Origin of the sequence: Nocardia sp. NPDC051750, assembly GCF_044453135.1 — a bacterium.
In the GTDB taxonomy this organism is placed as follows: Bacteria; Actinomycetota; Actinomycetes; order Mycobacteriales; family Mycobacteriaceae; genus Nocardia.
Map to the genome: position 1 here is coordinate 190,489 of NZ_JBITCK010000008.1, position 25,520 is coordinate 216,008.

The 25,520-nt window shown below is 67.2% G+C and carries 24 protein-coding genes and 1 riboswitch; of the genes, 15 read left to right on the forward strand and 9 right to left on the reverse strand.

The genetic code is table 11. The annotated features are described in order from the left end of the window. Window positions 1–3: 3 nt before the first annotated feature. Window positions 4–1,152 (forward strand): acyl-CoA dehydrogenase family protein, encoded by a 1,149-nt coding sequence (locus tag ACIA75_RS31910; protein ID WP_397110726.1) that lies wholly within the window; start codon window positions 4–6, stop codon window positions 1,150–1,152. A gap of 184 nt (window positions 1,153–1,336) precedes the next feature. Then, the gene (locus ACIA75_RS31915; RefSeq protein ID WP_397110729.1) at window positions 1,337–1,876 is read left to right on the forward strand and encodes a hypothetical protein; all 540 of its coding nucleotides are present in this window, start codon (window positions 1,337–1,339) and stop codon (window positions 1,874–1,876) included. 46 nt (window positions 1,877–1,922) lie between these two features. Here ACIA75_RS31915 and ACIA75_RS31920 read toward each other — a convergent pair whose 3' ends face one another. From ACIA75_RS31920 to ACIA75_RS31930, 3 genes are all read right to left on the reverse strand, one after another. Beyond that, on the reverse strand, window positions 1,923–2,369 hold the full coding sequence (locus tag ACIA75_RS31920; RefSeq protein WP_397110731.1) for a 6,7-dimethyl-8-ribityllumazine synthase: 447 nt from the start codon (window positions 2,367–2,369) through the stop codon (window positions 1,923–1,925). Window positions 2,370–2,442: 73 nt separating this feature from the next. Further along, window positions 2,443–2,609: riboswitch (FMN riboswitch) on the reverse strand. A gap of 72 nt (window positions 2,610–2,681) precedes the next feature. Then, entirely contained in the window at window positions 2,682–3,539 is an 858-nt protein-coding gene (locus ACIA75_RS31925) for a TIGR03619 family F420-dependent LLM class oxidoreductase (protein ID WP_397110734.1), read from the reverse strand. A gap of 286 nt (window positions 3,540–3,825) precedes the next feature. Continuing rightward, entirely contained in the window at window positions 3,826–4,251 is a 426-nt protein-coding gene (locus tag ACIA75_RS31930; protein WP_397110736.1) for a hypothetical protein, read from the reverse strand. Between the two features lie 432 nt (window positions 4,252–4,683). On the opposite strand from ACIA75_RS31930, the gene ACIA75_RS31935 reads away from it, so the two are divergent. Genes ACIA75_RS31935 through ACIA75_RS31950 form a run of 4 tightly spaced genes read left to right on the forward strand, consistent with a single transcriptional unit; the run spans window position 4,684 to window position 9,427 of the window. Continuing rightward, a complete protein-coding gene (locus ACIA75_RS31935; RefSeq protein ID WP_397110739.1) occupies window positions 4,684–5,922 on the forward strand; it encodes an ABC transporter substrate-binding protein in 1,239 nt (412 codons plus the stop codon). 25 nt (window positions 5,923–5,947) lie between these two features. After that, window positions 5,948–7,945, forward strand: coding sequence for an ABC transporter permease (locus ACIA75_RS31940; RefSeq protein ID WP_397110741.1), 1,998 nt, complete (start codon window positions 5,948–5,950; stop codon window positions 7,943–7,945). Further along, the gene (locus tag ACIA75_RS31945) at window positions 7,942–8,715 is read left to right on the forward strand and encodes an ABC transporter ATP-binding protein (protein WP_397110744.1); all 774 of its coding nucleotides are present in this window, start codon (window positions 7,942–7,944) and stop codon (window positions 8,713–8,715) included. Before ACIA75_RS31940 ends, ACIA75_RS31945 begins: the two co-directional genes overlap by 4 nt. Then, window positions 8,708–9,427, forward strand: coding sequence for an ABC transporter ATP-binding protein (locus ACIA75_RS31950; RefSeq protein WP_397110746.1), 720 nt, complete (start codon window positions 8,708–8,710; stop codon window positions 9,425–9,427). The genes ACIA75_RS31945 and ACIA75_RS31950 overlap by 8 nt, the downstream gene beginning before the upstream one ends. Window positions 9,428–9,481: 54 nt before the next feature. Here the strand turns inward: ACIA75_RS31950 and ACIA75_RS31955 are convergent, their stop codons facing one another. Beyond that, window positions 9,482–10,492 carry an LLM class flavin-dependent oxidoreductase gene (locus ACIA75_RS31955; protein ID WP_397110748.1) on the reverse strand — a complete coding sequence of 337 codons (1,011 nt, stop codon included), beginning with the start codon at window positions 10,490–10,492 and terminating at the stop codon, window positions 9,482–9,484. 284 nt (window positions 10,493–10,776) lie between these two features. On the opposite strand from ACIA75_RS31955, the gene ACIA75_RS31960 reads away from it, so the two are divergent. The 6 genes from ACIA75_RS31960 (at window position 10,777) to ACIA75_RS31985 (ending at window position 17,363) form a co-directional block, all read left to right on the forward strand. Beyond that, window positions 10,777–12,336, forward strand: coding sequence for an ABC transporter substrate-binding protein (locus ACIA75_RS31960; RefSeq protein ID WP_397110750.1), 1,560 nt, complete (start codon window positions 10,777–10,779; stop codon window positions 12,334–12,336). Window positions 12,337–12,392: 56 nt separating this feature from the next. After that, window positions 12,393–13,358 (forward strand): ABC transporter permease, encoded by a 966-nt coding sequence (locus tag ACIA75_RS31965; RefSeq protein ID WP_397110752.1) that lies wholly within the window; start codon window positions 12,393–12,395, stop codon window positions 13,356–13,358. Beyond that, complete coding sequence (locus ACIA75_RS31970; protein ID WP_397110754.1) at window positions 13,355–14,257, forward strand: ABC transporter permease; 903 nt, start codon at window positions 13,355–13,357, stop codon at window positions 14,255–14,257. The genes ACIA75_RS31965 and ACIA75_RS31970 overlap by 4 nt, the downstream gene beginning before the upstream one ends. Beyond that, complete coding sequence (locus ACIA75_RS31975) at window positions 14,254–15,378, forward strand: ABC transporter ATP-binding protein (RefSeq protein WP_397110756.1); 1,125 nt, start codon at window positions 14,254–14,256, stop codon at window positions 15,376–15,378. Before ACIA75_RS31970 ends, ACIA75_RS31975 begins: the two co-directional genes overlap by 4 nt. Beyond that, window positions 15,378–16,409, forward strand: a complete 1,032-nt coding sequence (locus ACIA75_RS31980) for an ABC transporter ATP-binding protein (RefSeq protein ID WP_397110758.1) — start codon at window positions 15,378–15,380, stop codon at window positions 16,407–16,409. The genes ACIA75_RS31975 and ACIA75_RS31980 overlap by 1 nt, the downstream gene beginning before the upstream one ends. Before the next feature lie 135 nt (window positions 16,410–16,544). After that, entirely contained in the window at window positions 16,545–17,363 is an 819-nt protein-coding gene (locus tag ACIA75_RS31985; protein WP_397110760.1) for an LLM class F420-dependent oxidoreductase, read from the forward strand. A 31-nt stretch (window positions 17,364–17,394) separates the two neighbouring features. On the opposite strand, the gene ACIA75_RS31990 is transcribed toward ACIA75_RS31985, so the two are convergent. The 5 genes from ACIA75_RS31990 to ACIA75_RS32010 form a co-directional block, all read right to left on the reverse strand. Beyond that, entirely contained in the window at window positions 17,395–18,018 is a 624-nt protein-coding gene (locus ACIA75_RS31990) for a dihydrofolate reductase family protein (RefSeq protein WP_397110762.1), read from the reverse strand. A gap of 166 nt (window positions 18,019–18,184) precedes the next feature. Further along, window positions 18,185–19,162, reverse strand: a complete 978-nt coding sequence (locus ACIA75_RS31995) for an NADPH:quinone oxidoreductase family protein (protein ID WP_397110764.1) — start codon at window positions 19,160–19,162, stop codon at window positions 18,185–18,187. Then, a complete protein-coding gene (locus tag ACIA75_RS32000; RefSeq protein ID WP_397110766.1) occupies window positions 19,159–19,935 on the reverse strand; it encodes an enoyl-CoA hydratase-related protein in 777 nt (258 codons plus the stop codon). Before ACIA75_RS32000 ends, ACIA75_RS31995 begins: the two co-directional genes overlap by 4 nt. After that, entirely contained in the window at window positions 19,932–20,948 is a 1,017-nt protein-coding gene (locus tag ACIA75_RS32005; protein WP_397110768.1) for a phosphotransferase family protein, read from the reverse strand. Before ACIA75_RS32005 ends, ACIA75_RS32000 begins: the two co-directional genes overlap by 4 nt. Continuing rightward, entirely contained in the window at window positions 20,945–22,246 is a 1,302-nt protein-coding gene (locus ACIA75_RS32010; protein WP_397110770.1) for an acyl-CoA dehydrogenase family protein, read from the reverse strand. Before ACIA75_RS32010 ends, ACIA75_RS32005 begins: the two co-directional genes overlap by 4 nt. Window positions 22,247–22,282: 36 nt before the next feature. Between ACIA75_RS32010 and ACIA75_RS32015 the strand changes: the two genes are divergently transcribed. The 3 genes from ACIA75_RS32015 to ACIA75_RS32025 all read left to right on the forward strand — a co-directional run bounded on the left by ACIA75_RS32015 (window position 22,283) and on the right by ACIA75_RS32025 (window position 25,519). Beyond that, entirely contained in the window at window positions 22,283–22,966 is a 684-nt protein-coding gene (locus tag ACIA75_RS32015; protein ID WP_397110772.1) for a TetR/AcrR family transcriptional regulator, read from the forward strand. A 74-nt stretch (window positions 22,967–23,040) separates the two neighbouring features. Continuing rightward, window positions 23,041–24,276: an acyl-CoA dehydrogenase family protein gene (locus ACIA75_RS32020; RefSeq protein WP_397110774.1), complete on the forward strand. Its 1,236-nt coding sequence runs from the start codon at window positions 23,041–23,043 to the stop codon at window positions 24,274–24,276. Window positions 24,277–24,574: 298 nt separating this feature from the next. Continuing rightward, the gene (locus tag ACIA75_RS32025) at window positions 24,575–25,519 is read left to right on the forward strand and encodes an acyl-CoA dehydrogenase family protein (protein WP_397111104.1); all 945 of its coding nucleotides are present in this window, start codon (window positions 24,575–24,577) and stop codon (window positions 25,517–25,519) included. The last annotated feature ends 1 nt before the right edge of the window (window position 25,520 follow it).

Genomic DNA, 25,520 nt, shown 5'->3' on the forward strand with positions numbered 1-25,520 from the left:
AATATGCGTCGCGATCTGTTCACCCCCGACCACGAAGCGTTCCGCGACCTGGCGCGGGAGTTCATCGAGAAGGAAGTCGTCCCGAACTATCCCGAATGGGAGAAGCAGGGACAGATGCCGCGTGAGGTGTTCCGCCGACTCGGCGGACTCGGGTTGCTCGGTACCGCCATCCCCGAGGAGTACGGCGGGATGGGCACGCGCGACTACCGCTACAACGTGGTGTTGCAGGAGGAGGCGCAGCGGGCGCTGGTCACCCTCAGTACGGTCCGGACCCAGCTGGATGTGATCCTGCCGTACTTCCTCGAATACGCCGATCGTGACCAGCGCGCGCGCTGGTTCCCGGGCCTCGCCGACGGCAGCCTGCTGTCCGCCGTCGCGATGACCGAACCGGGTACCGGATCCGATCTGGCCGGTATCCGGACCACCGCCGTCCGCGACGGTGACCACTACATCCTCAACGGCGCGAAAACCTTCATCACCGGTGGTTTGCTCGCCGATCTGGTGATCGTGGTGGCCCGGACCGGCACCGATCCCGATAATCGGCGGGCCGGGCTGACCCTGCTCGTGGTGGAGGGCGGGATGCCCGGATTCACCCGTGGCCGGGTGCTGGACAAGATGGGCTGCAAGGTTCAGGACACGGTGGAGTTGTCGTTCACCGATGTCCGGGTCCCGGTCGCCAACCGGCTGGGGGAGGAGGGTGTCGCGTTCGGCTACCTCGGCCACAACCTGCCGCAGGAGCGGATGACGGTGGCGGTGGGTTCGGTGGCGCAGGCCCGGGCCGCGATCGCCGCCACCATCGAATATGTCAAGGAGCGCAAGGCTTTCGGGACACCGGTGGCGTCTTTTCAGAACACCAAATTCGAGCTGGCCGCCATGTCCGCGGAGGTCGAGGCGGCACAGACCATGGTGGACCGGGCGGTGCTGGACCTGGTGGACGGGCAGCTCTCCGGCGCGGACGCCGCCCGGGTGAAACTATTCGCCACCGAGACCCAGGCCCGGGTCGTGGATCGCTGCCTGCAACTGTTCGGCGGCTACGGCTACATGATGGAGTACCCGATCGCCCGGCTCTACACCGACGCCCGGGTAGCCCGGATCTATGCGGGCACCAGTGAGGTTATGAAAGTTATCATTGCCAAAGACCTCGGATTGTGATGTTTAGCACACTGGATATTTCCGTGAGATGTACATCACAAGTCGGTGTTGGAACCTACTGTTTCAACAGTTGGCTTATCGAACGGAGTGCCCGGTGATCGGTTCACGGGATGAGCAAGGCGCGGCTGATTGCCTTCTGGACTCTGAATGTACGGTCGGCGCGGGTCTGCACCCGGTCGACATCGTGCGTGCGCACGCCCGGCGTCGCCCACTACGGCATCGGCTGGCGATCGTCGCTCCGAACACCGTGGACGCGGTGCAATACGCGGGCGGATTCATCTTCGACCGGATGATGGCCGGCTGGGAAGTGGTCGCGGTGCTCACCGAGCACGACGATGTCCGGCCGCTGGAGATCCTCGGCGCCACCGTCCTCGACCTGACCACCGCGATGGCATCCCCGGTGCACGACACCTGGCCGGAAAGCGTCCTGCTGGCGCCGGATGTCTTCGTCTCCAACGAGTGGGTCCGCCGGGGTGCCCTCAATTCCCTGGACAAAGGACTGGCGGAACTCGGAGTCTGGGGCGATGACCTGCCCGAGGAACTCGCCCGCCGGGTGGCCTCGGCGCATCACCGGCTGAGCTCGGCGGCTCGAGCGTTCAAACGGTGTGCCCTCGCCGCGGCCGGGATGCCCGAGCGGGCGGACGAGGACCTCGAGATCTTCCACAGCGGCGATGTGTTGCTGGCGGATCTGCGGGGCGGTCAGGCGCTCGTCCGCGCAGTCTGAACCCGCGAGTGACCCGGCGCCCGCTCCTGCGGGCACCGGGTTTCGTTCACGACACCACGGTGTCCAGCTGCACTGTGGTCGCTATGGCATCGGCCAGCTCTGCGCCCTTCACCTCGAAATGGCGGGTGAAATACGTGAGATGCTCGCCGTGTTCGTGGAAGTGGTGCGGGGTGAGGACCGCCGAGAACACCGGTACATCGGTATCGAGCTGGATCCGCATGAGCGCATCCACCACCGCCGACGCCACGAAGTCGTGCCGGTAGATACCACCGTCGACCACCAGGGCGCAGCCGGCGAGGGCGGCATACCGGCCGGTGGCGGCCAGTCGTTTGATACGCAGCGGGATCTCGAAGGCGCCGGGTACTTCGATCACCTCGACCTCGGTGAATCCGTGCTCGGCGAGCCTGCTGCGGCAGGACACCACCGCTCGATCGACGATATCGGCGTGCCAGCGCGCGGCGACCAGAGCGATGCGGTTCGAGGTGGGCGACATATTTTCTCCTGTTCGCTATGTCACCCAGGGCATGGCAACGCGAGCAAGAGGGCCCATGCCGGGCACTCCGATGCCGCGTTCTCTTTCATCCGGACTGTGACCGTCGGCTCCGGGATCGCACCGGGATCTGCTCGACCCACCCTCCGGAACGGGACGGTGGCGCTCGCGGGCTCGTGCGTCCGGACCGGCCCGGATGCCATTACCGCCGGTGGGGAATTCCACCCCGCCCTGAGAACGTGTACAAGGCGGAATCTAACAACGCTCGGAAATCACCGCAACGGCGGCCCCGGCGTTCCACCCGCGGCGGCCGCACTACGCAGACGTGAGGAAGCGCTCGGCGAATTGCGACAATTCGTCGCGCTGTTCGTGCGGGTCGGCCGAACCCGCGCTCATGACGACCCGGTCGATACCCTGCGCGGTGAATGCCGCGAGTCGCTCGTCGGTCATATCGAATCCGCTCCAGCGGGTGTACTCGAGGCGGTCCGGGTCCCGTCCGGCTTCGGTGGCGGTCGTGCGGGCCAGCTCCCACTGGGATGCGCGTTCGTCCGGGAGCAGGGCTCCACCGGCGAAGTATCCGTCGCCACGCCGTCCGGTGCGGAGTGCGGCGGCGCGGCTCGAACCGCCGATATGGATGGGAAGAGTGGTGTCACCGTGGGGCTTCGGGAACTGCACGAGGTTGTCGAAGTCGAAGAATTCGCCGTGGAAGGACACGCCGTCCGCGCCGCCGGACCACAGCAGCCGCAGGATGTCGATGGCCTCATCGGCCCGGCGGCCCCGGGTGCGGAAGTCGACGCCGGTGGCCGCGGCCTCGGCCGGAAGAGCGCCCAGACCCACGGTCAGCAGGCGCATCCGTCCCTTGGACAAGACGTCGATGGTCGCGAGCTGCTTGGCCAGCACGACGGGGTTCCGGTAGGGAAGGAGCAGGACACCGGTGCCCAGCAGGAGCCGATCGGTGGCCGCCGCGACATAGGCGAGGGTGTCGAGCGGGTCGAGGAACGGCAGCGTGGTCGGTACGTCGATCCCGTGCAGCTGGGCTCCCGGATACAGCACCAGGTGCTCGGGCAGGTACAGCCCCTCGAATCCGCATGCTTCGGCATGTCGCGCGTAGTCCGCGATCCGATCCGGATCGGCGCCCAGGTGGGCGGTGCTGTAGCTGACGGCGAATTTCATTCTCTGCCTTCCGATCTGCCGGCGATATCGGTGCGGTATCTGCGGTAGGTATCGGCGCGCAGCCGACGATGCAGGAAACCGTCACCGCACCGAAAAATTCCCGCGCAGCGATCCGGCCGCCTGCGCCGCCACGGCGTGGCGCGGACGTCCTCCCGGGGTTGCCTCCCGCGCCCGAATCGGAGCCCGGATTCCGATCGCGCTCGGGCCGCCATGGAGAATCGAAGGCCGACGACCGGCTCAGGCGGTCACGTAGAGGCGCCCACCCGGTGACGCGGCGCGGGTCGGATCACGACTGCGGCGGATGCAACAGATATATCCGGCCGTCCGCCGGCGGACCCGGAGCGAAGTGTCGCGTGGAGTTCGGGTGCCACAGTGCGATGACCGCGCCCAGACCGATGCCGAGGGTGACGACGCTGACCACCATGCCCACAACCGAAACGGGTATGTCGAATACGGCGATCAGAACGAGGCCGATGACAGAAAGCAGTGCGTAGGTCCCGAAGAAGGCCGTCCCGGTGATCCGCGCCCAGTTCCTTCCCGCCTGATTGGCCAACGCCATCCAGATCCACAACCCGGCCTGGAAGATCGACGTCACCACCCAGTTGACCAGGATTGTGTCGTCCCCGGTGGTCTCGCTGTCGAAGAAGCCGAGCGCCGCACCGAGGAGGGTGACCAGAGCCCCCGCGAGCATGAGGTACACCGCTGTCAGCACGGCCCGCGGAATCTCGCGAGGCCCCGCTGCCGGGAGTGGCCCGGTACTCCGGCGTAAATCTTCCGGCGATGATCGATGCCCCGGTGGGTTGTCGAGCACGGCAACCGTCCCCCTTGCACTGCGCGTACAGCAACTCGGTTCCATGTCCTGGACCGGTGCCATCGTATCAACAACCGGCGTCCGGTTTGCCCAGAATCCGGGCAGCAAACCTTGTTATCCTTAATAGGATTGATGTAATGTCGATCACGCTGAAAGCCGGGCCGGCTGGCCGGGAAGGCTTGTCAGCCAGGTATTTCCGCTGTCGTTCCCGGAATCCGCGGTCGGCTGCCGGTTCGGTGTGTCGGCCGGCCGACTACGACCGGCAACCATGTCCAGGCACTGGGCAACTCCCCGGAATCGGAAACGCGGCAATGTCGATGATGGATGGCAGACGTGAAGAGAATCTTTCCGATGGGCGCGGTGGCATTCGCGGCGGCGCTGGTGCTTTCGGCATGTGGTGGTTCCGGCGGGGGGACCGAACTCAGCGGGACCAAGGCCACCGGTGCGCCCATCGTCGTCGGCGCGCAGGCGCCGCTGAAGGGCGCCACCGCGTATCCGCAGAGCGGTTTCGGGATCGAAGCGGCCGAGTACTACATCAACGAGGTGCTGGGCGGAATCCACGGCCGCCCCATCGAGGTGGATGTGTGCAGCGGCGACGGCAGCCCGGAGACCTCGATCAATTGCGCGAACGGCTTCGTCTCCGAGAAGGTTCCGCTGGTCATCGACGCGGTGGACCAGAGCATGGGAGCTGCCGTACCTATTCTCGGGTCGGCGAATATTCCGATCATCGGCACGCTGGCGGGATCCTTCGTGGCCGACAAAGCCGGCTACGGTAAGGCCTTCTACTTCACCGGCCCGGTATCGTTCGCCTCGCTGAGCAGTATGACGCTGTTCGATTCGATGGGTAAGAAATCGGCGTCGCTTGCGGTCAACGAATCGCCGACCAGTCATGCCTACGTCGACGACCTCATCCGGCCCATCGCGCAGAACCTGGGCATCGATATCAAGGTGCAGTACCCGCCCGCGGCGGGCGCGAACCTGAATGTCATCGCCGCCACCCAGATCGCCGACAAACCGGACGTCGCCGGGGTGATCGCGCTGCCCGAGGACGCCTGCACGGCGCTGTTCACGGCGTTGCGGCGGCAGGGCTTCGCCGGCACGATCCTGGCGGGCTCGTGCTCCCAGTTCATCGACCAGATGGGCGCGCAAGGTGCCGGTATCGTGACCCAGCCCCGTTTGTGGGTGCCCCTCGCGAAGGCTTCGGCGCCGCCGAAAATTCAGGAGCAACTGGATATTTTCGAGAAGTCCATGGAGGCGGTCGGTCACGGTGACGAAACCTCGTCGCGCTCGCTGTACACCTTCGCCGCTCTCGTCAATATCGCGAACGTCCTGAACGCGGCCGGGGAGGGAGAGGTCACGGCCCAGTCGGTGACCGAGGCCTTCAAGAAGGTCACGGGCTTCGAATCGTTCGCGGGACCCACCGTGACCTGCGACGGCAAACAGTGGCCCGGCGTCGAGACCACCTGCAACGCCCAGGCGATCTTCTTCGAAGTCCAGGACGACGGCAGCCTCACCTCGGTGAACGAAGCAGGGTACGTGGACCTGGATCTGACCGCGTTGCCGCAATCCTGATCGCCGGCGGCAACGGAGCATCCCGATGGATACGTATCTTCAGTTCGTAGTGCTCGGCCTCGGTCTCGGGGCCGTCTACATCGGTCTGGCGAACGGCCTGCTGCTGGTCTACCGGTCGACCGGCATCATCAATTTCGCGCAGGGCGCCACCGCCATGTGGGGCGCGTATGTTTTCGCGCAGCTCGGCCGGGACGGGACGCTGGTCCTGCCGATCGGCAGTGTGCGATTCCCGGAGCCGCCGGCGACCTGGGTGGCCGTGGCCATCGGACTGCTCTCGGCCGTCGTGCTCGGACTGATCACGCACTATCTGGTTTTCCGGCCGGTGCGCAACGCTCCGGCGCTGGCACAGGTGGTCGTCTCCGTGGCGCTGATGCTCACGATGCAGGCGCTGGTGGTGATCCGGTTCGGCCCGAACAATATTCCCGTCGACGCGCTGATCCCACCCGGATCCGTGCAATTGTTCGGCACGCAGGTTTCTTCGGCCGAGTTACTCAAGGCGGCGATCATGGTGACGACCTCGGTGCTGATCTGGGCCTACTTCCGATTCACCCGGCTGGGTGCCGCGACGCGCGCGGCGGCGGCGAACGAGCGCGGTGCCACCCTGTTCGGTTTCTCGCCGGACAAGCTGGCGGCGATCGCGACGGTCGGGGCCGCGTTGGTCGGCACGCTCGGCGTGATGCTCGGGTCCAACCTGACCGGACTCAACCCGCTGAACTACACGCTTCTCGTCGTGCCGGCCCTGGCGGTGCTGTTGGTCGCCCGGATGGAATCGGTCGGGGTGGTCGCGGTCGCCGCACTGGTTCTCGGCGCCTTCCAGTCCGTGGTGAACCTCTTCACCGGCAAGGAGTGGTGGCCGGTATGGGCGGCGTCGGGGTTGGACCAGGTGGTGCCGTTCGTGGTCGTCATCGTGATCCTGCTGGTATTCGGCAGTAAGCTGCCGTCCCGCGGCTCGCTGCAGACGATCAAATTGCCGGACGTCACAGTTCCCGCATTCCGCCCGGTTGCGGCGGTGCTGGTGCTCGTGGTGCTCGGTGTACTGCTGGCGGTGGCCTCGAGTACCTACCGTTTCGGCCTGACCTACTCCGTGATCCTGATGCTGCTCGCCCTGTCGTACGTGGTGATCACCGGCTATCTCGGGCAGATCTCGCTGGCGCAGACCGCGTTCGCCGGTGCGGCCGGGTTCACGCTGTCGAAGCTCACCACCGACTGGAATATGCCGATGGTGCTCGCGGTGCTCCTCAGCGCCCTGGTCGCCGCGTTCCTCGGAATGCTGGTCGCGTTGCCCGCGTTCCGCATCCGCGGAGCTCAGCTCGCCATCGTGACCATCGCGGCCGCGCTGGCCATCGAGCGCTTCGTCTTCAACAACTACAGCTTGACGCCGGCCTCGGGTAATCCGATCGCCGACCCGACCCTCTTCGGGCTGAATCTCGGTGTCCGCGAAGGCAGTGAAATCGCCCGCTTGCCGTTCTCGCTGATGGTGCTCGCCGTTGCCGCGTTCGTGGTCTGGGCCTTCATCCGGATCGCGTCCGGTGACACCGGCCGCACCTTTCTCGCGGTCCGGGCGAACGAGCGTGCCGCCGCGTCCGTGGGTATCGACGTCCGGCGGACGAAACTTCTCGGGTTCGGTCTCTCGGCGTTCATCGCCGGCCTGGCGGGTTGCCTGATCGGCTACAGCGCCGGCCAGCTGTCCGCCGAATCGTTCACGGTATTCGTCGGCCTGCAGGTGCTCGCGGTCGCGTACCTCGGTGGGATCACCTCCTTCAGCGGAGCCGCGATCGCCGGTGTCCTCGGGCCACTCGGGATCATCTACGTGCTGGTGCACGAGGTGCTCGAACTCGGTGACTACTACGCGCTGATCTCCGGTATCGCGCTGATCGTCACCGCCATCGTCAACCCGGTCGGGATGGCGGGCGAGGCCGGCCGGATCGCGGATCGACTGCGGGCTCGCCGTCGGATCCCGGAGCGAACGACGGCCGGCCCGCGGCCCGCGGAAAGTACGCGAGAGGCGGTGGGGCAGGCATGACCGACCGGACATCGGAAGGACTGTCGACCGAGAACTTGACCGTCCGATACGGGGGAGTGGTGGCGAACGAAGCCGTCTCGCTCTCGGTGAAACCCGGGGAGATCGTGGGGCTCATCGGGCCCAACGGCGCCGGTAAGACCTCGTTCGTCGATGCGATCACGGGCTTCACCGCATCCGACGGTGCGGTGACGCTCGACGGTGCCGATATCACGCACCTCGCACCCCACCGGCGGCGCCGAGCCGGCCTCGCCCGGACCTGGCAATCGGGTGAGCTGTTCGGGAACCTGAGCGTTGCCGAAAACGTCACGGCCGCACTCCGTCCCGGCGGATTCTCGGCTGTCCTCACGGATCTCTTCGGCCGGCGCCGCAACCGGGTCGACCCCGCTGTCACCGAGGCATTGCGCGCGGTCGGCCTCGACGACGCCGGCGCCACCCCGGCCCGCGACCTGACGCTGGGTCGGCAGAAACTGGCCGGTGTCGCGCGGGCCCTCGTCGGGAACTGCCGGATCCTGCTGCTGGACGAACCTGCCGCCGGTCTCGACAGCCAGGAGACCACCGATTTCGCCGAACGGATCCGCGGCGTCGCCGACCGTGGCGCGGGGGTGCTGCTGATCGACCACGACATCTCACTGGTGCTCGGCGTATGCGACCGGATCTACGTCATGGAGTTCGGCCGCATCATCTTCACGGGCACACCGGCCGAGGCCCGGGTGGATCCGGCCGTGATCGCCGCCTACCTCGGAGCGCCGATGGAGCAAGCAGATGTCTGAGGCGGTGCTGGTGGCCGATGAACTCGTGGCCGGCCACAACGGAATACCCGCGGTCCAGGGCGTGGATCTCGCTGTCGCCGCCGGTGAGGTGCTGACGCTGCTGGGCCCGAACGGCGCCGGCAAAACCACCACCTTGCTCGCGCTCGCCGGACTGCTGCCCCTCATGGGCGGTCGCGCAGCGATACTCGGCGCCCCGGTCGATCACCGGCGGCCGTACCGGACGGCCCGGCGTGGCATGCGTCTCGTCCCCGACGATCGCGGGCTCTTCGCCCCGCTGACCGTCCAGGAACACCTTCGTCTCGCGGCTCCCACATCCGATCCGGCCCGGGAGAAGGCGGTGCTCGCCCGGTTCCCCGCGCTGGAAGGTCTACGCACGCGAAAGGCCGGGCTCCTGTCCGGCGGCGAACAACAGATGCTGGCCATCGCCGCCGCGCTGGTGGCGCGTCCGAAGGTCCTCATGGTCGACGAGATGAGCCTGGGCCTGGCCCCGATGGTCGTCCAGGAGATGCTGCCCGCGATCCGCGAGATGGCCCGGGCGGAAGGTATCGCGGTCCTGCTGGTGGAACAGCACGTCGAACTCGCGCTGGCGGTCTCCGACCGCGCGCTCGTGCTGAACCAGGGCCGGGTGGTGCTGTCCGGCGCCGCCGAACATCTGCTCACCGACCGGGAGAAGCTGACCGCGGCTTATTTCGACAGCCCCGAACCGCACTGACCGCCGGTGTGAGCGGCGGGACCGCGCAGCCGAAGCCGACCCGGTGCGGCGGGGCTACCGGAAGGCCGGAATCACCGTATCGGCGAAGAATTGCGCGTACTCCTGGAACCGTTCGGCGGGCAGCCCGGCCGGTTTCATCATCATGAAATGTTCGACACCCGTGCGGTTCCGCATGTTCTCGAACTTCGCGATCGCCTCGTCGGGCGTCGCGATCTGAAGAATCCCGCTCTTCTTGAACTGTTCGAGATCCATGGGCTTCAGCATCGGATCATCGATGCCGATCGCCTTGTCTTCATCCAGCCAGACTCCGTAGCTGTTGTTGACGTAGTGGTAGTACGGAGCCAGTTCTTCCATCGCCTTCTCGGGATCCGCGGCGACGGCGAAGAACAGGCCCTGGATGCGAATTCCGGCGTCGCCGGGGTTCTTTCCCCGGTCCCGGAGTTTTTGTGCGAACAGGTCGCAGAACTCTTCGTTGCCGAAATAGCCGTCGGCGTGTTTCGCCACGCGGTCCAGTGCCCGGTCGGCGAAACCGCCGATGTACAGCGGTATGCGGGCGCGTGGCGCGGGTGGTGCGATCGTGGCGTTCTCGACCGTGAAATGGCGACCCCGATAGGTGACCGTTTCGCCGGCCCAGAGGGCGCGGACGATATCGAGGAACTCGTCGAAGCGCCGGCCGCGGTCGCCGAATTCGAGACCGTATGCGGCGTATTCGCGGCGCCGGTACCCGATTGCCAGCGCCATCTCGGCGCGGCCGCCGGAGAGGATGTCCAGCACGGCGCACTCCTCGGCGAAGCGGACCGGGTGGTAGAGCGGTGCGAGTGCGACCGCGGATCCGAGGCGCAGCGTCTTCGTCCGCGCCGCGATCGCCCCCAGCACGATATTCGGGGCCGGCTGGTATCCGTCGGCCGCCTGGTGATGCTCGGGCACCCAGGCACCGGTGAAACCGGCTGTCTCCGTCCACGCGACGACATCCAGGGTCTCTTCGTAGAGATCGCTCCACGGCCGGTGCCAGGCCGGTGGGTTGCGGAAGTCGTAGAGGTAGCCGAAGGAAAGTTCGCGATTCACTGCACTCCTCGTCTCGCGCTGTGACGCGGATCATATCTCCATCATTGTAAGGATAGCAATACTTGAATATTTGGAACCGCGGTGATTGACTGATTTGCGAAAGGTGTTCTGCGTCACAAGTTCACGACGCGGATACCCGGACGGCAGCGGCTGCACCGGCTCGGCGACACCCGGCATCCAACGGCCGCGCCTTGAATCCGGCAGTGGTCGATGCCTGCGCGATACCGCGCGTCTCCGGCCGAATCAGCGATCGACCCGGCCGGAAGCCGAGGACAGGAGCAGTGGTGGCGACGAAATGGTGGCGAGGATGGCGCTCGCTGATCCCGGTGGCGGTGCTGGCAATGGTCCTCGCGGGCTGCGGTGGCGTCTCGACAGTGGGTGGCGGCGCGGCGGGGGAACCGGTGCGCGGCGGCGAGCTGGTGATGGCCGTGAATGTCGAAGCCCAGACACTGGATCCGGCATGGTGTCCCTACCTCTACGATCGCTGCGCCCCCCTCTTCGGGACGCTGCTGCGTTACGACGCCGGTCAGGACAAGATCGTCCCGGCGATGGCCGAATCCTTCGAATCCGCGGACGGCATCACCTGGACCCTGAAACTGCGCCCCGGTGTGAAGTTCAGTGACGGAACCGATTACAACGCCGAGGCGGTGGCCCACAACTGGGCACGGATCAAGGACCCCGCGACGCTCTCGACCGCCACGCAGCTCGCCGCGCCGCTCACCTGGACCGTGCTCGATCCGCTCACCCTGCAGGTGACCTCCGCGACGGCAAACTTCCAGCTGCCCTGGGCACTGACCCAGGGGCTCGGCATGATCGGCTCACCGACGGCCATGCAACGGATGGGTGCCGAATACGGCAAGGCGCCGGTCGGTGCGGGCCCGTTCCTGCTGGACCGCTGGGTTCGCGAATCGGAGGCCCGGTACGTCCGCAACCCCGGCTATTGGGAAGCCGGACTGCCATATCTGGACAGCTTCGTCATCAAGGTCATCAAAGCGGACGACCAGCGGATCAATGCCCTGCGCGCCGGCGAGATCGATATCGCGTGGTCCACCCAGTCCAAACATGCCGAGCGGGCGGAGGCACAGGGCTTCACGGTGCACACGGTGCCGCTCGTCGGCGGTACCGGCTTGAATTTCAACTTCCGGCACCCCGACCTGAAGGATCCCGAACTCCGGCTGGCCCTCCAGCAGACTCTCGACCCGGCGCAGATCAACAGCGCGCTCTATCCGGGCGAGGAACCGGCCGACGGCTTTCTGCGGCCCGACAGTCCCTACCGGGACGACAATGCCCGCTACCCGGCCACCGATGTGGCCGCGGCGCAGAAGATATTCGACGCCTATCTGAAGCGGGCCGGTAAGACGAGCCTGACCCTCACCCTCAAAACGCATGCGGGTCTCAACGAAATGGCGCTGGCGGCGCAGCTGCTGCAGTCACAGTTGCAGCAGCTCGACGGGCTGACGATCACCATCGAGCCGATCGACTTCGGCGTACTCGAGGGTATGCGGCGCGCCGGGGACTTCGAACTCGTCCTCGGGTCCACGCTCTCGCAGCAGATGGACGCCCTCTACGACACGTTCCACACCAGCGGGAAGAACAACATCACCCGGTACTCGAACCCCGCGGTGGACGCGGCACTGGAGACGTCCCGTACCTCGAACGATCCGGCCCGGGTCGAGCAGGCCTACACCACGATCAACAGCGCGATATCCGCGGATGCGCCGCTGCGGATCTGGCGGTATCCGAACGGATACATCTACACCGGGAACGACGTCCAGGGCCTGACGGTCATCGGTGTGTCCTCGCTGGCCGGGGTGATCATCGATCGGGCCTGGAAGGGCCGGTAGGTGATGGACGGCGCGGACCGCCGGCTCCGGCCGGGAACAGCGGGAGGTGATCGACAGTGCTGAGTGCGCTGATCCGGCGAAATCTCGTCCAGCTGGGCAATCTCGTGCTGCTCGCCTGGCTGGTCAGTGTGGCGGTCTTCCTCCTGCTGGACCTGATCCCGGGTGACCCGGTCGACAGCCTGGTCCCGCCGGGATCCACCGAGGAGGTGCGCGCGGCCGCGCGCGAGGCCTACGGCCTGAACGATCCGCTGCTCGACCGGTACCTCTCCTGGATGGGTGGAATCCTGCGGGGCGACTTCGGTGAATCGTTCGCCTCCCGGACCCCGGTGCTGGAGGTCATCGCCGAACGCGTGCCGGTCTCCCTGGAACTGGCTGTGGTGTCGCTGCTGGTCGCGCTGGCCGTATCGATCCCGGTGGGCGTCTGGTCGGCCTACCGCCAGGGCGGGCTGTTCGATCGCGCCGCGACAGCGGTGACCTCGGCGACGCTGGCCGTGCCGTCCTTCGTGCTCGGCATCCTGCTGGTCTACCTGTTCGGTGTCCACCTGGAAGTGCTGCCGATCCTGGGCTGGGTCCCGTTCGCCGAGGATCCCGCCCAGCACATCCTCTACCTGATCCTGCCGGTGGTCACCTTGGCGGCGGGTGAATGTGTCCTGTTCACCCGGCTGCTCCGCGGCGATATGGTCGCCACCCTGCAGCAGGACCATGTGCTGTCGGCGCGGGCGCGGGGACTGCCCACCTGGCGCATCCTCGTCCGGCACTCGCTCCGGCAGTCGTCGTTCTCGCTCGTCACGGTCTCCGGAGTGGTGATGGGCCGGCTCATCGGCGGGACGGTCATCGTCGAATTGATCTTCTCCCTGCCGGGTATGGGATCGCTGGTGGTCAACTCGATCCTGTCCCGCGACTTCCTCGTGGTACAGGCGATCGTGCTGCTCAGCGCCGTGTTCTATCTGCTCGTCAACACCGGCGTCGACCTGGCGTACCCCTGGCTCGATCCGCGGGTCCGGAAAGTGGGGAAGGCATGACCGAGATGCTCGGCAAGAGCGAGGGTCCGATCCCGCCGGAGCAGGCCGACGCCGAGCCGGCCCCGGCCGGGAGCAGGCGCGCTCGCCATCGGCGCCGCGATTACGGCGCACTGCTCGGGGCGGTATGGATCGGTCTGGTGGTGCTGGCCGCGGCGACGGCTGCCCTGTTGCCCCTACCCGATCCGAACGAGATCACCGACGACTTCTCCGTCGGGCCCGGCGTCAGGGGCCATCTGCTGGGCACCGATACCCTGGGACGCGACGTCCTGTCGAGGTGCTTGTACGGCGCGCGAGTATCGATGACCGTGGCGATCGGTGGTACGGCCGTCGCCCTCGTGGTCGGCGTGGCGATCGGTATGCTGGCCGGATACTTTCGTGGCGGCGCCGACCGGGTGCTCTCGTTGTTCGTCAACTTCCTGCTGTCGTTTCCGGCGCTGATCTTCCTCATCGCGCTCGTCGCCGCGCTCGGACCCGGCCTGCCGACGCTGGTGATCGGCCTGGCCGCGCTGGGAATTCCGAATTTCGCCCGGGTGGCGCGGGCCAATACGATCGCGTTCGCCGACCGGGAATTCGTCACCGCGGCGAAGGCGCTCGGCGCCGGGCCGTGGCGGATACTGACCCGGGAGCTGCTCGCGAACGTCATGCTCCCGGTGATGTCGCTCGCGCTCGTCGTGATGGCCACCCTGGTGGTCGCGGAGGGCAGCCTGAGCTTCCTCGGACTCGGCGTCCCGCCGCCTACACCCAGTTGGGGTGGGATGCTCGCGGACGGCCGCGAATCCCTGCCGGAGAGCGCGCATCTGGTGCTCGTTCCGTCGCTGTTCTTCTTCCTCACCGTGTTCGCATTCAACAGACTCGGCGACTGGGTACGGGGCCGGATCGGGAGGGAGTCGTCGCTGTGACGAGCAAGAGCGGCACTTCGGTGGACGAGACAGCTGTCGAGGCCCAGGCGCCGGCCGCACCCGCCTCGCTACTCGAGGTGAGCGACCTCCGGGTCTGGTTCGATACCCCGCGGGGCTTCGTCCGGGCGGTCGACGGTGTCGATCTCGAGCTGGCGGCCGGCCGGACCCTCGGCATCGTCGGTGAATCCGGTTCGGGGAAATCCGTTCTCTCCCGGGCGATCATGCATATCCTGCCGCCCTCCGCGCAGCTCCGGCCGGGCAGCCGGATGCGGCTCGACGGAATGGACCTGGCGACCGCGCCGTCGAAGAAAAAACATCTCTGGGGTGTCGAGCTGGCCATGGTGTTCCAGGACCCGATGACCTCGCTGACACCGGTGATGACCATCGGCGAGCAGATCTCGGAAACCCTGCGCTACCACCTCGGCCTCGACCGGAGACAAGCGAAGGCGGAAACGATCCGGTTACTGGAACAGGTCGGCATCCCGGAACCGGCGACGCGTTTCCGCCAGTACCCGCACAACCTGTCGGGCGGGATGCGCCAGCGCGTCACCATCGCCCTGGCGATCGCGTGTAAACCCCGGCTGCTGATCGCCGACGAACCGACGACCGCTCTCGATGTCACGGTGCAGCAGCAAATACTCAACCTGCTGCGCGACCTGCAGGCCGAATCGAATATGGGCATGATCCTGATCACCCACGACCTCGGCGTCGTGGCCGGCCGAGCCGATTCGATCGCGGTGATGTACGCGGGCCGGATCGTCGAGAAGGCCCCGGCCCGCCAGTTGTTCGCGCAGATGCGGCATCCGTACACCAGGGCGCTGATCGATGCCATCCCGCGGCTGGCCCACCCGAGCCACACCCACCTGCCCTCCATACCGGGCCGTCCGCCGATGATCATCGACCCGCCGCCCGGATGTGGTTTCGCCGCGCGCTGCCCGGCCGCGCAGCCCCGATGCCTGCGTGAGACACCGGTTCTCGCGGCCGCACCCGGCTCGCCGGAACATACGGCGGCCTGCTTCTACCCGCTGGGCACGGCGGCCGGCGACACGGCACGAGAGACCAATGCCGCGGCGGGACGCTCCGCGGCCGGTGTCCCGGTCGACTCCGAGAGGATGAACTGATGGCCGGGAGCGGAACCGCCCACCTCCGTGACGACCAGGACGTGGTGCTGAGCGTCCGGAATCTCACGGTGGAATACCCGGGCACGGGCAACGAGCGGGTGCACGCGGTCTCGGATGTGAGCCTGGACGCGCGCCGTGGTGAAACGATCGGCCTCGTCGGCGAGTCCGGCTGTGGCAAATCGAGTGTGGCCAAGGCGATCATGCAGTTGCCGCCCCCGACCTCGGGATCGGTCCGCCTCGACGGGACCGAACTGGTGGGCACCGGCGGCGCCGCCCTGCGGCGTCATCGGCGCAACCTCCAGATGATCTTCCAGGACCCGATCTCGTCGCTGAACCCGCTGCGCAAGGTCGTCGATATCGTCGCGGAGGGCCTGCGTATCCAGGGCGGCTCGAGCACAGCCGATATCGAGAAACGCTGCCGCGCCATGATCGAACGGGTCGGCCTAGACCCGGACACGGCGCCCGGCCGCCGGCCGCACGAATTCTCCGGCGGGCAATGCCAGCGGATCTCTATCGCGCGGGCGATGGTCGTGGATCCGGAGGTGGTGATCTGCGATGAGCCGGTATCGGCGCTCGATGTGTCCGTGCAGGCCCAGATCATCAATCTGCTCGAGGATATGAAGAAGCGATATCAGCTCACCCTGCTTTTCATCGCGCACGATCTGGCGGTCGTGAAGAATGTGAGCGATCGGGTCGTGGTCATGTACCTGGGCAAGATCTGTGAGGTCGCCGCCTCCGATGACCTGTTCGCGGCGCCGGTCCACCCCTACACCCGGGCACTCATCCGGTCGATCCCGGAACCCGACCCCACGGTGCCGGTGGCCGACACGGTACTCAGCGGAGACCTCCCCTCCCCGCTGAACCCGCCCAGCGGTTGCCGGTTCCGGACCCGCTGCACCGCCGCGCAACAGCGATGTGCGGCGGAGGAGCCCGAGATCCGGGAGATCCGCCCGGGCCATTTCGCCGCCTGCCACTTCCCACTCGACGTGCCGCCGGCGAACCCGAGCACCCGGGAAGCCGCCGAGAGGTGAGGTCGTCGCGGTCGCTCACGGACCGGGACAGCCCACGGAGAACCCGGTGGGTGGCGGGGCGATCGAGGGACTCTATTGTCGATTGTCCGGGCCGACGCCGAAGTGGCGCGTCTGCGGATCGACAGAGGAGTGGTCGTGGAATTCGGGGTTTCGACCTTCGTGACCGATGACGGGATCGGCCCGGCCGCGCTCGGCCGGGCGCTGGAGGAACGCGGACTGGGTTCGCTTTTCCTGGCCGAGCATTCGCATATCCCGGTAGCGCGGATATCCCCGTGGCCGGGTGGCAGCGAACTGCCACGCCACTACTACCGGACCTTCGACCCGTTCGTCGCGCTGGCCGCGGCCGCGGCGGTCACCGAGCGGCTTCGGGTCGGCACCGGCATCGCGCTCGTTATCCAACGCGACCCGATCCACCTGGCCAAGGAGGTCGCCACCCTCGACCGGGTATCGAACGGGCGGGCCGTCCTCGGTGTGGGCGCCGGCTGGAATCGTGAGGAGATGCGCAACCACGGCACCGACCCGAAAACCCGGATGCGGTTACTGCGCGAACGAGTCCTGGCGATCAAGGCTCTCTGGACCCAGGACGAGGCGGAGTTCCACGGCGAGTTCGTCGATTTCGACCCGGTGTTCTCCTACCCGAAACCGGTCCGCACACCCCATCCGCCGGTGCTGGTCGGCGGCTCCGGCCCGACCACATTCGACCGCGTCCTGGATTTCGGCGACGGCTGGATGCCCATCTACGGCCGCGACACCGACGACCTTCAAGATCAGATCACCGAGCTGCGCCGGCGCGCGGACCGCCCGGTACCGGTCACGATGTTCGGTGTCCCGCCCAAGCCGGACGTCGTCGCCGAACTGGCGGCCGCCGGGGTGGACGAGGTGCTGTTCAACCTGCCCACCGAACCCGAAGCCGAAACCCTGCGCCGATTGGACCGCCTGGCCGAACTCACCTGATCCCAGGTGATCGGCCGGTACGTTCCGGGTATCAGCGCTTTTTCGGGCGATAGGCGCGGCCGAAGCTACGTGGGCTGTGCTCGTAGATCTCGACCAGTTCCCAGTCGATCCGGCGTCCGCCGGGGACATCGAAGATGCGGATGCCGTCGCCGAGGAAGACCGGGGCGACGAAAACCTGCAGTTCGTCGATCAAGTCGTGCTCGAGCGCTTGGCGGGCGATATCGGCGCTGATGATCTGCACGTCCCGGTCGCCGGCGATCTCCTGGGCGCGGCGGATCGTCTCCTCGATATCGCAGTTCAGCGCGACGACGGTCGGATCATCGGCGAGCTCTTCCGGACGATGGGTGAGGATGAACTCGGTCCCGGACCAGGCGCCGCCGTAGGCCGCGGACGTCAGCTCGTCCCGCTCGTTGCGCTGGGCAATCGCCGCGTCGTAGCCGGCCCGGCCGGAGATGATCACGGCGACCTCCGCGGCCATGCCTTCCGTGGTACCCGCGGCGGCGGGTTCCGCAGCGGACAGCCAGCTCATATCGTGTCCCGGTCCGGCGATGAAGCCGTCGATCGAGCATGTGAATCCCCAGGCAACCTTGCCCATCTCCACTCCCGCGCCCCGCATCGACTGGCCGGCGGCTGTCGAGGCCCGAGCCGCCGGCATGGAACGGTACCTTCCCGATATCCGGACGACGCGGCGACGCGGAACTCCTCGGTTGTGGCGAGAGGCTCCTGGTTCGCATCGGACTTGGTTGTAGTCGAGGATCACCGGTGAACGCCCTCTGCGGTGTGAATACGATGTGCCCGTCGGTCGCGGAGCGATTCGATGATCAAGCGTTCAGGTCGAGCAGGATTTTTCCGACCGCGCGCCCGTGTGCTACTTCCTCGAGGGCCACGGCCGCCTCCTCGAGGGGGAACACGGCGCCTATATGGGGCGAGACGCGGCCGGAGGTGAAGAGGTCGGTGAGTTCCTTGTCGTTCCGGGTGAACTCGTCCGGGGCGACGTCCTGGAACTGGAAACCGAGGATCCGTAAACCTTTGACCAACACCAGGTTCAGTGGGATTCGGGGTACGGATCCGGAGGCGTAGCCGATGGTGACGAAACGTCCGCCCCGGCCCAGCGAGCGCAGGGCCGGCTCGGACAGGTCGCCGCCGACCGGGTCGAGCACCGCGGCGGCGCCGTCGGGTACGGCGGTACGGAGTTGTTCGCGCAGTCCGCCCTCGCGGTGGTTGATCAGCTGGGTGGCGCCGTAGGAGTGGGCGGTGGCCAGTTTCTCGGCCGAGGAGGCCACTGCGACCACCTCCGCGCCCAATGCGACGGCCGACTGCACGGCGGCCAGACCGACTCCGCCGCCGGCGCCGAGCACGATGACCTTCTCGCCGGGGCGGACCCGGGCTACCGAGCGGAGTGAGTGGTACGCGGTGCGATAGGCGACACCGAACGCCGCCGCGGTCCGATCGTCCACGCCCGCCGGGATCGCCGTGAGGTTCGCGGCAGGGGAGAGGATCTGGTCCGCGAAGGCGCCGTAGAGACCGGTTCCGGTGACGCGGTCACCTACCTTCCAGCCATCGCATCCGGGGCCCAACTCGATTATCTCCCCGGCGAATTCGCTGCCGGGGACGAACGGCGGCGGCACTCTGATCTGGTATTTCCCGGCGATCAACAGGACATCCGGGAAATTGACGGCGGCAGCGTGCACCCGGACCCGCGCCTGGCCTTCGCCGGGTGTGGGTCCGGGGCGCTGCTCGATCCGCAGGACATCCGGTGTGCCGTATTCCGGGCACACCACCGCCCGGACAGTGGTCATTTGCCCTGCCACACGGGGTCGCGCTTCTCCATGAACGCCATGGCACCCTCTTTGGCGTCGGCGCTGGAGAAGACCACTTCCTGCCAATGCCGCATCCGTTCGGCCGCTTTCGCAGGGTCGGTGACCGACAGCCGCACGAGCTCCTTGCAGGCGGCGACGCCCAGCGGTCCGTTGGCGGCGATCCGCTCGGCGAACCCGACCGCGGTGTCGAGGACCTGGTCTGCCGGTGTCACGGCATTGATCAGGCCGATCTCGTAGCCGCGGGCCGCGGTGAAGTATTCACCGGTCAGGGTGAGCTGCAGGGCGATTCCGAGGGGAATCCGCTCGGCGATATAGGTGCCGCCACCGCCGGGGAAGAGTCCGCGCTGTACTTCGGGGAGTCCGAATTTCGCGGTGTCGGCGGCGACGATCAGATCGCAGCCCAGCAGCAGTTCCAGCCCGCCGCCGACCGCGGCGCCGTTGGCGGCGCCGATCACCGGGACCTCCACCGCACCCCGGGTGAGGCGCTGGAAGGCGCGGTTCTCCGGGGTGTTGCTGAATCCGACGTCCTCGCCGCCGGAGAATGCGCGCAGATCCATACCCGAACAGAACGCCTTCTCACCCGCGGCCGTGAGAACGAGCGCCCGGGTCTGCGGATCCTTTTCGGCCGCCAGCACGGTCGATCCGATCCCGGCGATGAGATTTCCGTTCAGCGCATTGCGCGCCTGCGGGCGGTTGAGGGTGAGGATCGTGACCGCACCGCGTTGTTCTATCAGGAATTCATCATCGCTCATGACCGGTACTCCGTTGATTCGGCGAGATCGGCGGCGGATCGCATGAGTTCGGGGACGATCGGGCCGAAGGACTGCAGTTTTACATCGTCGCCCGCGCGCTGAAAACCCTGTTCCAGCACGATGGCGAGTTTCCACTTGGCGAGCACCAGGTAGTAGTCGAGATCGTCGACCTGGCGCCCGGACACCTCCGCATAGTGCGCCACCACCTGATCGCGCGAGGGCATATCGCGCATGTCGACATAGCCCGACTCGCCGGGGTCGGTGGTGTCCTCGGGCCAGCCCTGCACCATCCACGCCAGATCCAGTTTCGGATCGCCGACGGTGCCCATTTCCCAGTCGACGATCGCCGCCAGCTGCGCCGGGGCGCCGTCGCGGTACATGACATTGGCGAACTGATAGTCACCGTGCATGAGGCCCGGAATGTAATCCAGCGGGCGGTGTTCGCGCAGCCAGCGGGTCGCGGTGTCCATCCCGTCGAGTTCGCGGCCTTTGATCCGGTCGAAGAAACCGGTCCAGCGGGCGACCTGGCGTTCGTGGAAGCCGTCCGGCCGGCCCAGATCGTGCAGCCCCCGGCCGCGCCAATCAACCTTGGACAGTAGCGCGATGCCCTCGGCGAGCTGATAGGCCAGGCCCGCGCGAGCGGCCGGGTCGGCATCGAACGGCGCCGGCCAGACGCGGCGGTGGTCCATCGGTGACCAGCCGTCGACGAACCCCATCAGATAGAACGTCCGGCCGAGCACGGTTTTATCGGTGCATACGCCCACCGCCGAGGTGTGCGGGACCTCGGTGCCGTCGAGGGCTTCGATGATTCGCCATTCTCGCAGGATCCCCGAATCGCGGTCCGCTGGCGCGTGTTCGGGGGGGATCCGAAGGACGCAGCGATGTTCGCCGCGGGTGATCTCGTAGATTTCGTTCTGCGTACCGCCCGACAGCAGCCGGGTCTGCAGTGGTTCCCCTTTGCCCGGTAGCCCGGACTCGTCCATCCAGTTCGCCAGTGGCGCGAAGTCGATCATTGATTGTCCGCCTCGTCGTTGAGATATTCGGCGTATTTCTTACGCGCTGCTTCGAGTCGCCGCGGTATCCATTCCGTCGGCCAGAGGTCGTCGCTGGGGCGGTGGTCGCGCAGCACCTGTTTGGCGACGGTCATCTTGTGGACCTCGGTGGGGCCGTCGGCCAGGCCCATGACCCCGGCGCCGTGGATCATGGTGAAGAACGGCATCTCGTTGGTGGTGCCGAGGGCGCCGTGGACCTGCATGGCCCGCCAGGCGATATCGTGCAGCACGGTCGGCATCACGACCTTCACCGTGGCGATATCCTTGCGGACCTTCTTGTAGTCGTTGTACTTGTCGATCCGCCACGCGGTGCGCATCACCAGCAGCCGGAACTGCTCGAGCTGGGCGTAGGAGTCGGCGATGTAGCCCTGGACGAACTGTTTGTCGGAGAGCTTGCTGCCCGCGGTCTCCCGGCTCAGGGCCCGTTCGCACATCATGTCGAGGGCTTTCTGCGCCAAGCCGATCGTGCGCATGGCGTGGTGGATGCGGCCGCCGCCGAGCCGGGTCTGGGCGATCACGAAGGCCTGGCCCTCGCCGCCGAGCAGGGCTTCGGCGGGCACCCGGACGTTGTTGTAGTGGATCAATGCGTGCGAGCCGTCGTTCAGCGGTTCGCCGGCCAGGCCGATATTGCGTTCGATCTCGATACCCGGGGTGTCGGCAGGTACCAGGAACATCGACATGCCCTGGTATGGGCTCACTTCCGGATCGGTCACCGCCATCACGATCAGGAACGAGGCGGTACGGGCATTGGAGGAGAAGAACTTCCGGCCGTTGATCACCCAGTCCTCGCCGTCGCGTTCGGCGCGGGCGCGGAACAGGGTCGGGTCGGCCCCGGCTTGTGGCTCCGTCATCGAATAGCAGGAGAAGAGTTCGCCGTCCAGTAGCGGCCGCAGGTACTTCTCCTTCTGCGCTTCGGTGCCGTAGTGGGCGATGATCTCCGCGTTACCGGTATCAGGCGCCTGGCAGCCGAAGACGATCGGTGCCCAGGAACTCCGGCCGAGGATCTCGTTGAGCAGCGCGAGTTTCAGCTGCCCGTAGCCCTGGCCACCGAGTTCCGGCCCCAGATGGGTGGCCCACAGGCCCTGTTCCCGCACCCGCTGTTTGAGCGGATCGATCGCCGCTCGGCGGGCGCCCTCCAGTGGCACGAACTGCTGATGCGGCCAGATGAGGTCGAGTGGTTCGACCTCCTCCCGGACGAAGGTATCGGCCCAGTCCAGCTTCGCCTGGAAGTCGGGGTCGGTTTCGAAATCCCATGCCATTTGCGCCTCCTCTCGTTTGGTGAGAATATCCTTCTTGTGGACAAGAATGCAATTCTTCCGGGGTCGGGGCTGGTCGGCCGGATTGCCCGGAAGGCGGTGGCCGAACGGGAAGCCGAATACGCCGGCGAGATCCGGCGGCTGCTCGACGCCGCACTCGACCAGGTGCGGCGGGGTGGTCCGAACGCGCGCCCGCGGGTAGCGGATATCGTGGCCGCCGCGGGGCTGTCCAACGATGCCTTCTATCGGCATTTTCGCTCCAAGGACGCGCTGATGGCGGCGGTATTGGCCGATGGGGCGGAACGGTTGGCGGACTATGTCGCGCATCGGATGTCGAAGGCGTCGCGGCCGGAGGATCGCGTCCGCGGTTGGGTCGCGGCGATCTTGGCGCAGGCTGACGCGACGAGCGCGGCCGACACCCGGGCGGTGCTGTGTCAGAGCGGTGCGCTCGGCGCCGATCTGGTGTCGGGTCAGACGGGATCGGCGCCACAGCGGCTGGCGGTCCTGCTGTACGAGCCGTTCCGGGAGCTGGGCCTGCGGGATCCGGAGCACTGTGCGGGCCTGCTGGCCTATGCGATAGTCGGGAAGTTGTCGGAGTATTTGTGGTCGAACATCGAGCCGTCGTCCGTGGAAGTCGAGCGGTTGGTCGACTTCTGCCTGTCGGTGGCTGCCGCTGAAACCGGAAAGGGGGTCGTCAAGGATCGAGTGCCGGAAACCCCCTGAGACCCGTGTGGAACGCTGTCCGGCCAAACCAGTAAACATTGCAATCCTTATGAGGATTGACGTAATGTACGCCCATGGACTTCACGATGGGTGCGACCGCCGGGGAGCTCCGCGGTGAGCTACGCCGGTTGATCGCCGACGAGGTCCCCGCCGACTATCTGGGTGCCTTCACCGATGATCCCGCGGATCTTGCTGTCGCTCAACGCTTCTGTGCGACGCTGGCCGAACGCGGGCTGCTGTGCCTGGCCTGGCCGGAGGAGTTCGGCGGGCGCGGCGCCTCGATCTGGGAGCAGACCGTGGTGCGCGAGGAGATGTGGGCGCAGCACGAACCACGCGGTGCGCAGTACATGGGGGTCAACTGGGTCGGCCCGACCATCATGCGGCACGGAACGCCGGAACAGCAGCGTAAACATCTCCCGCCGATCGCGCGCGGGGAGGTCATCTGGTGTCAGGGGTTCAGCGAGCCCGACGCCGGATCCGATCTCGCGTCGCTGCGCACCACCGCCCGGCCCGACGGCGACGGATGGTCGATTTCCGGGCAGAAGATCTGGACCTCGTACGCCACCATGGCGCAATGGTGCTTTCTGCTCGCGCGGACCTCCAGCGAAGGTCGTAAACAGCAGGGGCTCACCGTATTCCTGCTGCCCATGTCGGATCCGGGGATCACCGTGCGGCCTATCGACGCGATGCTCGGGCCGCATCATCTCAACGAGGTGTTCTTCGACGGTGTCCGGGCGACCGAGGCCGATGTGCTGGGCGAGGTCGGGAACGGCTGGTCGGTCGTCCAGGAAGTGCTGGCATTCGAACGGGTGGGCATTGCCCGCTACGCCCGCTGCGAACGACTCCTGCACGCCGCACCCGACGTGCTCGGCGACCGGTGGGACGATATCCCGGCGACCCTGCGCGGTCGCTGGGCTCGCATGCTCACCCGATGCCGGCGGGCCCGGCTGCTCGCCTACCAGGTGGTATCGCTGCAGGATTCCGGAACCGTCGCGCCCGGTGACGCGGCGGCGTACCGGATCGCGGTGACCCGCCTCGACCAGGAGAGCGCCGAGGTCCTGGTGGAACTGGCCGCGACAGTACCCGCCGATACCGATACCCGGCGCCGGTTCCGGCGGGCGGTACACGACCACTGGCGCTACGCCAATGCCGCCACCGTGGCCTCCGGCAGTATCGAGGTACAGCGCATCCTGCTGGCACGGGAATTGCTGGCGGGGTCGGCGAACGAGGGCGCGGCAGCCCGGCCCGGCCGGGCCGGATCCAGGGATGTGAGCGGACGTGGCTCGGCGTCCGGGCAGGCCCGGTCATGAGCGAGTTGCCGGCCGCGACAGATGACTTCAGTTCCGCGGTGTCGAGTGGTGCGGTGCCTGTCGGCCACATACCGGACCGGTCGGCGACACCGCACGCCGCCATGAACTGCGCGCCGGAGTCCGTGCCGCGGCATCGTGCGCATCGGGTCCGGCTTCGCGGGACGGCCGGGGATCGCACTGCCGCCGGACAGGTGCGACTACCGGGCGAGGGTTCGCGAGCCGCCCACAATCGGCGGGGCTACCACGATAGGCGCAGGAGGACATCGTGAGTACATCGATCCCGGAGGCTGCCCACGAGGTGCGTCTCGAACTCGCGGACGAGGCACGGGAATTCGGCCGGGAAGTAGTGCGCGCGCTGGCGGCGGCCGGGGGAGACGAACTCGTGCAGCGGGCGGAACGCGAACCGGGCAGCCGAGGGCAACTGGTCGAGCCGGTCCTCGGCGATCTCGGCGCGTGGGATCTGGCACCGCGGCGCGATCCGGTGGAACTCGAGGCAGCGGCCGCGGTGTGCCGGGCCGCAGGTTACTGGGCGGCGCCCTACCCGGTGGCGGAGCGGCTGGCGCGCCCGGACGACCCGGGATACGACGGGTTGATCGTTGTCGCGGCTCCGGAACCGTCGGGGCAGGTGGCGGGTATCGATCTGCACTGGGCGACCGTATCGCTGGAGGGGGTGCGTGGCATCGCGACGCCGGGGCAATCCGCGACTGCAGTGCGGGAATCGGCGTTCGTCGTCCCGCTGGATATCCGGCCCGTGGACGGTGACGGCCGGGCGGATCTCGCGCTCGCCCTGACCCTGCCGTGCTGGACTCTGCTGGGCATGCTGGATCGCGCGGTGGAACTGGCCCGCACCCATGTGCGGGTCCGGGAACAGTTCGGCCGGCCACTGTCGGATTTCCAGGGTGTGCAGTTCCAGCTCACCGATGCCGAGGTCGAGCGGCGGGGAGTCGACCTGCTGGCGCGGTATGCGTTGTGGAGTATCCAGTCCGGCCGGGCCGAAGCGGTCGACGATGCGCTGGCCTTGCGGCTCGCCGCGATCGAGGCGGCCGATATCGTGTTCCGGGTGGCCCACCAGCTGCACGGTGCCGTCGGCTTCTGCGATGAGACCACGCTGTCCTGGCTGTCCCGCTACAGTCTGCCGCTGCGCCGGCTGCCGGTCGGCGGCGTGGGCACCGAGGAAGCATTGACCAGCCGGATCGGCCGCCGCGGTCTGGCCGGTTTGTTCTCCGACACGGCAGGAGTGTGAG